This window comes from Arhodomonas aquaeolei DSM 8974, assembly GCF_000374645.1.
GTDB classification, from domain to species: Bacteria; Pseudomonadota; Gammaproteobacteria; order Nitrococcales; family Nitrococcaceae; genus Arhodomonas; species Arhodomonas aquaeolei.
The window spans coordinates 24,106-31,265 of sequence record NZ_KB894827.1; the positions used below are offsets into that span (position 1 = coordinate 24,106).

General features: G+C 70.1%; 6 protein-coding genes. 2 read left to right on the forward strand and 4 right to left on the reverse strand.

The features are described from left to right. Nucleotides 1–334: 334 nt before the first annotated feature. Nucleotides 335–1,603, reverse strand: a complete 1,269-nt coding sequence (locus C516_RS0117315; RefSeq protein ID WP_018719681.1) for an ammonium transporter — start codon at nt 1,601–1,603, stop codon at nt 335–337. A 39-nt stretch (nt 1,604–1,642) separates the two neighbouring features. Further along, complete coding sequence (locus C516_RS0117320; protein ID WP_018719682.1) at nt 1,643–1,981, reverse strand: P-II family nitrogen regulator; 339 nt, start codon at nt 1,979–1,981, stop codon at nt 1,643–1,645. 259 nt (nt 1,982–2,240) lie between these two features. On the opposite strand from C516_RS0117320, the gene ubiK reads away from it, so the two are divergent. After that, complete coding sequence (ubiK, locus tag C516_RS0117325; RefSeq protein WP_018719683.1) at nt 2,241–2,534, forward strand: ubiquinone biosynthesis accessory factor UbiK; 294 nt, start codon at nt 2,241–2,243, stop codon at nt 2,532–2,534. 54 nt (nt 2,535–2,588) lie between these two features. Continuing rightward, nucleotides 2,589–4,106, forward strand: a complete 1,518-nt coding sequence (locus C516_RS0117330) for a YifB family Mg chelatase-like AAA ATPase (protein WP_018719684.1) — start codon at nt 2,589–2,591, stop codon at nt 4,104–4,106. A gap of 30 nt (nt 4,107–4,136) precedes the next feature. Here C516_RS0117330 and C516_RS20065 read toward each other — a convergent pair whose 3' ends face one another. Both C516_RS20065 and C516_RS21250 read right to left on the reverse strand, forming a co-directional pair. Next, on the reverse strand, nt 4,137–6,269 hold the full coding sequence (locus C516_RS20065; protein ID WP_018719685.1) for a putative bifunctional diguanylate cyclase/phosphodiesterase: 2,133 nt from the start codon (nt 6,267–6,269) through the stop codon (nt 4,137–4,139). A gap of 188 nt (nt 6,270–6,457) precedes the next feature. Beyond that, nucleotides 6,458–7,160 (reverse strand): energy transducer TonB (locus tag C516_RS21250; protein WP_156831295.1); only part of this gene is annotated, 703 nt, incomplete at its 5' end.

The following is a 7,160-nucleotide window of genomic DNA, read 5'->3' on the forward strand; positions in this document are numbered from 1 at the left end:
CCGCAGGCGTGCGACATTCCGGCGCGGTCATTGAAGATGTCGCACACGGCACGCGGCCGTGCACGACCTACCGGTCTGCCTGGAGCGGCCAACCCGCGCGGCCTGTCACCGCCCGGGATTCCTGCCGCAGGTCGGCTGCTCGAAGGCAGCCGACAATTCCCCACGGAGGCCGGTGCGATCGCGGACGTGCACCGGCCAGTGACCGACACGGGACGACGCCGGCGTCCTGCTCAGCCCCGCGATCCGTCCCGGCACGGTGCGATAGACCAAAAAAACGCCCCGGAACCGACCGGTCCCGGGGCGTGGTCACGGGCAGACGCTGCCTGCCGCGGGATCAGGAGATCTTGGTGAACTCCGGATAGGCCTCGAGGCCGCACTCGCCGATGTCGACGCCCTCGGTCTCCTCCTCCTCGGAGACCCGGATGCCGCACACCGCCTTGAGGATGGCCCAGACGATGAGGCTGGTGACGAACACCCACACGAAGATGGTCAGCGCACCGACGATCTGGCCGACGAAGGTCGCCCCGTCGTTGGTGATCGGCACGATCAGCAGGCCGAAGACGCCGACCACGCCGTGCACCGAAATGGCGCCGACCGGATCGTCGATCTTCAGCTTGTCGACGGCGACGATGCTGAACACCACGATCACGCCGGCGATCACGCCGAAGATGGTCGCGGCCAGCGGCGACGGCGTGGACGGCTCGGCGGTGATGGCCACCAGGCCGGCGAGCGCGCCGTTGAGCAGCATGGTCAGGTCGGCCTTGCCGAAGGCAAGACGTGCGGTGATCAGCGCGGCGACCGCACCGCCGGCGGCGGCGGTGTTGGTGTTCAGGAACACCATGGCCACGGAGTTGGCGTTGGCGATGTCACCGAGCTTGAGCACGGAACCGCCGTTGAAGCCGAACCAGCCGAGCCAGAGCACGAAGGTACCGAGGGTCGCGAGCGGCAGGTTGGCACCCGGAATGGCACGGATCTCGCCTTTGGGCCCGTACTTGCCCTTGCGCGGGCCGAGCAGCAGCACGCCGGCGAGGGCCGCGGCCGCACCCGCCATGTGCACGATGCCGGAGCCGGCGAAGTCGGAGAAGCCGAGGTCACCCAGCGAGTACATGCCGAACACGGCCTTGCCGCCCCAGGTCCAGGCACCCTCCATGGGGTAGATGAAGCCGGTCATGACGACCGCGAAACCGAGGAAGACCCAGAGCTTCATGCGCTCGGCCACCGCACCGGAGACGATGGACATGGCGGTGGCGACGAACACCACCTGGAAGAAGAAGTCCGAGGCGGCGGAGTAGACCGAGCCACCGTTGAACCCGGCCTCGGCGGAGGCGGCGAGCGTCTCCTGGACGTAGTCGGGTCCGCCCGCGATGCCGGAGAGGAAGATATCGCCGCCGTACATGATCGCGTAGCCGCAGATCAGGTACATGATGCAGGCGACGGCGTACAGCGCCATGTTCTTGGTCAGGATCTCAGCGGTGTTCTTCGCCCGCACCAGCCCCGACTCGAGCATCGCGAAGCCGGCGGCCATCCACATGACCAGGGCACCGCAGACGAGGAAGTAGAAGGTATCGATAGCGTACTGAAGCTCAAAGATCTGATTTTCCACGATCAGGCCTCCATTCGGTTATTCGTGTGACGCCGCCGGTCAGAGCGCGTCCTTGCCCGACTCACCCGTGCGGATACGGATGGCCTGTTCCAGCGGAAAGACGAAGATCTTGCCGTCGCCGATCTTGCCGGTATTGGCGGCCTTGGCCACCGCTTCCACGGCCTGATCGACGAGGGCGTCATCGAGGGCGACCTCGATCTTCATCTTGGGGAGGAAGTCCACGACGTACTCCGCGCCGCGATAGAGCTCGGTGTGGCCCTTCTGACGCCCGAAGCCCTTGACCTCGGTGACAGTGATGCCGCGCACCCCGATGTCGGAGAGCGCCTCGCGAACGTCGTCCAGCCTGAACGGCTTGATAATGGCAGTGAGCAGCTTCATTGCAGTTCTCCTGAGAATGCGCCGGCGAATCCGGCACTGCGCAACACTCACACCGCCATAAGCAGAGCCCGTGCCAACTTGATTTAATCCTTTAAAAACATAACTTTATTAAGCAACCGAAATCGCGTGTCCCGTTGCGGTGCAACGCGTGTGCACCATAGTGGTGCGATCCGTTTTGGTCGTCCCGCCCCCATTGGTGCATTCGCGCACAGGCCGCGGCGGGCGTAGAATCCGGCATCACGGCATAAGGAGGCCCGTCATGCTCAGCCCGAAACAGCTCGACGAGATGGCCAGGCGCGTCAGCGAGCACCTGCCCGGTGGCGTGCGCGAGTTCCAGCAGGAGATCGAGAAGAACACCCGCACTGCCCTGCAGTCGGCGTTCTCGCGCATGGAGCTGGTGACCCGCGAGGAGTTCGACGCCCAGGCGAAGGTGCTTGCGCGTACCCGCGCGAAGCTGGAGGCCCTGGAGCGCCGGGTCGCCGAACTGGAAGGCGGACCGGCCGGCGCAGACACCGCCGTTTCCGGCGACGAGACGGAATCCGGCGGCGCCTGACGCCGCCTGCCGCGGGGGCAGGACGGCCCCCGCACCGGGAACAGGGAGGTTCGCGTGTCCCTAGCAGTCGTACACGGCCGCGCCGGCGTCGGCGTGGAGGCGCCGCCGGTGGCGGTGGAGGTCCACCTCGCCGGCGGCCTGCCGTCGCTCACCATCGTCGGCCTGCCCGAGACCGCGGTGAAGGAATCCCGCGAGCGCGTGCGCAGCGCGCTGGTGATGAGCGGCTTCGATTTCCCGCCGCGCCGGGTGACCATCAACCTCGCGCCCGCGGACCTGCCCAAGGACGGTGGGCGCTTCGACCTGCCCATCGCCCTCGGCATCCTCGCCGCCTCCGGCCAGATCCCGGGCGACGCCCTCGACGGGCTGGAATTCGCCGGCGAACTGGCGCTGACCGGCGCCCTGCGGGGCATATCCGGTGCCCTGCCCTTCGCGGTGCACTGCCAGCGCGCCGGCCGCCGGGCGGTGCTGCCCCGGGACAGCGCCGCCGAGGCCGCCCTCGTGGGCACGGGCCGCGTCCTCGCCGCGGATCACCTCCTCGACGTCTGCGCCCACCTCACCGGGCGGGCCCCGCTCACGGCCGCGGCACCGCCGCCCCCCGGCGAGGGCCCGGCGGTGGCGGACCTCGCCGACGTCCGCGGCCAGCAGCAGGCGCGGCGCTGCCTTGAGATCGCCGCTGCCGGCGGCCATTCGCTGCTGCTGTGCGGCCCGCCGGGCACCGGCAAGAGCATGCTCGCCGCGCGCCTGCCCGGCATCCTGCCGCCGATGACCGAGCGCGAGAGCCTGGAGAGCGCGACCGTGGCCTCGGTGAGCGACGGCGGTTTCGACCCGGCGCGCTGGGGGGTGCGCCCGTTCCGGGCCCCGCACCACTCCGCCTCCCACGTCGCCCTCGCCGGCGGCGGTGGCCGCCCCAGGCCGGGCGAGGTCTCGCTGGCACACAACGGCGTGCTCTTTCTCGACGAGCTCCCCGAATTCAGCCGCCGGGCCCTGGAGATGCTGCGCGAGCCGCTGGAGACGGGGCAGGTCGAGATCTCCCGGGCCGCCGCCAAGGTTCGCTACCCGGCCGCCTTCCAGCTGGTGGCGGCGATGAACCCGTGCCCCTGCGGACACCTGGGCGACCCGGGGGGTGAATGCCGCTGCACCCCCGACCAGATCGCCCGCTACCAGGGCCGGCTCAGCGGACCGCTGCTGGATCGCATCGACCTGTTCTGTAGCGTGCCGCGGCTGGCGCCGGCGGAGCTGCGTGCGAGCGCACCGGGGGAGGACAGCGCCACCGTGCGGGCCCGGGTCGCGGCCACGAGGCGCCGCCAGCGCGAGCGCGACGACGCCCCGGCCGCGGCCCTGCCCCCTGGGCTTCTGGAGCGCCGCTGCCAGCTCGACACCGCCGCGGCCTCCCTGCTCGACCAGGCCGGCGAACGCCTCGGGCTCACCGCCCGGGGGATCCACCGCTGCCTGCGCGTCGCCCGCACGATCGCGGACCTCGCCGGCAGCGACGCGGTCACCGCCACCCACGTGGCCGAGGCGGTCGGCTACCGGGAACGTCGTGGCACAAGTGAGGCCGCGGCACCCCGGTGACGGCGTCGCCGGCGCATCCGGACAAACGGATCAGGGCAGCTCGATGTACCCGCGCCGGAGCACGGCCTCGAGGTCGTCGGCGGATGCCGGTGCCGCGGCGAGAAATCCCTGGAGATCGCCGCACCCCAGGCGGCGCACCGCCTCGAGCTGCTCCGGCGTCTCCACGCCCTCGGCCACCGTGGTCAGACCCATGCTCGCCGCGAGGGCGACGATGGTCTCCACCAGTCCCAGATCCATGGGATCACCGGGGATATCGCGCACGAAGGACTGATCCACCTTGAGGCAGTCCACCGGCAACCGCTTGAGGTAGCTGAGCGATGAGTAGCCGGTGCCGAAATCATCGATGGCGACGCGCACGCCGTGGCCCTTGAGCTCGGTGAGCTTCACGGTGTTGGCCTCGGCATCGCGCATCGCCGCACTCTCGGTAACCTCCACCTCCAGGGCATCGCCGGGCAGCCCGCAGGCCGCGAGCGCGGCAAGAACGGTGGCGACGAAGTCGTCTTGCTGCAGCGTGAGCGCGGAGATGTTCACGCCGACCCTCAGATTCAGTCCCCGGCTGCGCCAGTCCCGGGCCTGAACGCAGGCGGTGTTCAGGACCAGCCGGTCCAGTGCGTGGACGAGCCCGGTCTGCTCCGCCAGGGGAACGAACTCCGCCGGCGACACCCAGCCCCTGTCGGGACGGTGCCAGCGGGCCAGTGCCTCCAGGCCGGTGATCCGGCCGTCGCGGACGTCCACCCGCGGCTGGTAGTGCAGCTCGATGTCCTGCGCGGCGATGGCCTCGCGCAGGGCACGCTCCAGCGCGACCCGCTCCTGCACATGGTTCGCCTGGGCACGCCGGAAAACACAGTAGCCGAGGCCACCGAGCTTGGCCTCGTACATGGCGATGTCGGCGTTCTTGAGCAGCTCCGGCAGGGTCGCACCGTGCTCCGGATAGTGGACCAGGCCGATGCTCGTCCCCAGCTCGGCGCTCAACGAGCCGTGGCGGAAAGGGCGATCGAAGCACTCGAGCACGCGGCGGGCCTCGGTCTCGAGGATCGCCTCGTCCGCCCCAGGGATCAGGACCGCGAACTCGTCGCCGCCCAGGCGGGCCAGCAGATACCTCTCCGGCAGGACCTCGCGCAGCCGCCCGGCCACCTGCTGAAGCAGGGCATCGCCGTGCTCATGGCCCTGAGTGTCGTTGATGTCCTTGAAGCGGTTGAGGTCCATGTACATCACGCCCAGCGGTTCACCCCGGTCGTCCGCCCGCGCGAGCAGGGCGCTGCCGCGGGCATGGAGGAGGCGACGGTTGGGCAGCCCGGTCAGGGGGTCGTAGTGGGCGAGCTCCTCGATACGGCGCTCGCGCTGCCGGCGCTCGGTGATGTCGTTCCAGACCACGTACAGCGCGGTGCGACCGCGGAACGCCATGGTGGTAAGCGTGACCTCGCAGGGGAAGGGTTCGCCGTCCGCCCGCAAATGGGTCCACTCGAAGCGGTGGAAGTGCCGCTCGTAGGCGACGCGCACCATCTCGGCGGCCTTGTCGCAGGAGCGCTGGCCGTCGGGCTGGAACTCCGGGGAGATGTCGCAGGGCCGGCCGCCCAGGATACGATCCCGGTCCGGCTGCCGGAGCATGTGCAGGGTCGCCGGATTGCAGTCGACAAACGTGTCGTCGTCGAGGATGAGGATGGCGTCCTCGGAGGCATCGAAAACGCTGCGGAACATCGCCTCGCGTTCCTCGAGCTGGCGCTCGTGGCGGCGGCGCTCGGTGATGTCGAGCATCACGCCGACGATCCCGCCGGGACCGCCGTCGTCATCCGGGAAGACCGCCTTGTGGAAGGAGATGTCCCGCTCGCTGCCATCGGTGAAGCGGACCCGCGTCTCGTAAACCTGGGTATCGCCGCTGGCAAGCAGGGCCCGATCCGCCTCCTCGTAGACGGCGGCGAGATGCGGTGGCGCAAGGTCGTACACGCCCTTGCCGGCCACCTCCTCCGGGGCACGCCCGAGGATGCCGCGGGCGAAGGCCTCGTTGCAGCCGATATAGCGGCACTCGGCGTCCTTGAAGAAAACCGGTGCCGGGATGGCGTCGACGATCCGCTGCAGAAGGCGGCCGGCCTGGCAGCCGTCTCCCGGACAGTCGCCGCTCCCCGCGCTGTGCTCCCCCGAAGGCCTGGCTTGATCTGCGTCCATTTCCCGCTCTGAATTGTCTCGCCGCAGCGGCAGTCCCCGACCCGTTGAATCGTCCCGCACCCGGGTTCGCGTCCCCGACCGGGAGTACGGTGCTCTGCGCTGACACTACCCTTGATCGCGACAGTATTCCACGAACAGGGCGGAGGCAGGGAACGGCGCCCCCGCCCGGGGGGAAGCGGGACCCGCCGTCAGCGGTTGGAGAGACGGTAATCGACGGGAATAACGATCTGCCGGCCGACCAGACCGGGCGGCGGCGCCGGCAGCGGGGAGGCGGAACGGACCATTCGCAGGGCCGCGCGATCCAGCGTCCGACTGCCGGAGCCACGCACGACCTCCAGGCCCTCGACACTGCCGTCCGCGGCGATGCGCATCGCCACCCGGACGACCCCCTCCTCGCGGCGCAGCCGTGCCCGTCGGGGATAATGCTTGTGTCGCTCGAACAGCGCGACCAGCGAGCTCAGGTAGCCCTTGTTGCCGGCGGCACCGGGGTCCCCGGCATTACCGCCGGCGGGCGCACCGCCGCTGCCTGGGGACGCCGCCCCCTTGCCGCCGGAGCTGCCGGCCGCCCCCTCCGACCCGTCAGCTGCGTCGCCGTCCGGCGAGCCCGCCGTCTCGGCAGGCTCGTCCGTCCCCGCATCCGGTTTGCCCGCGGGCCCGGCATCCGATGACGGCGTCGGCTCCGGTTTCGGCTCCGGTTTCGGCTCCGGTTTCGGCTCCGGTTTCGGCTCCGGCTTCGGCTCGGGCTTCGGCTCGGGCTTCGGCTCAGGCTTCGGCTCGGGCTTCGGCTCAGGCTTCGGCTCAGGCTTCGGCTCGGGCTTCGGCTCAGGCTTCGGCTCAGGCTTCGGCTCAGGCTTCGGCTCAGGCTTCGGCTCAGGCTTCGGCTCAGGCTTC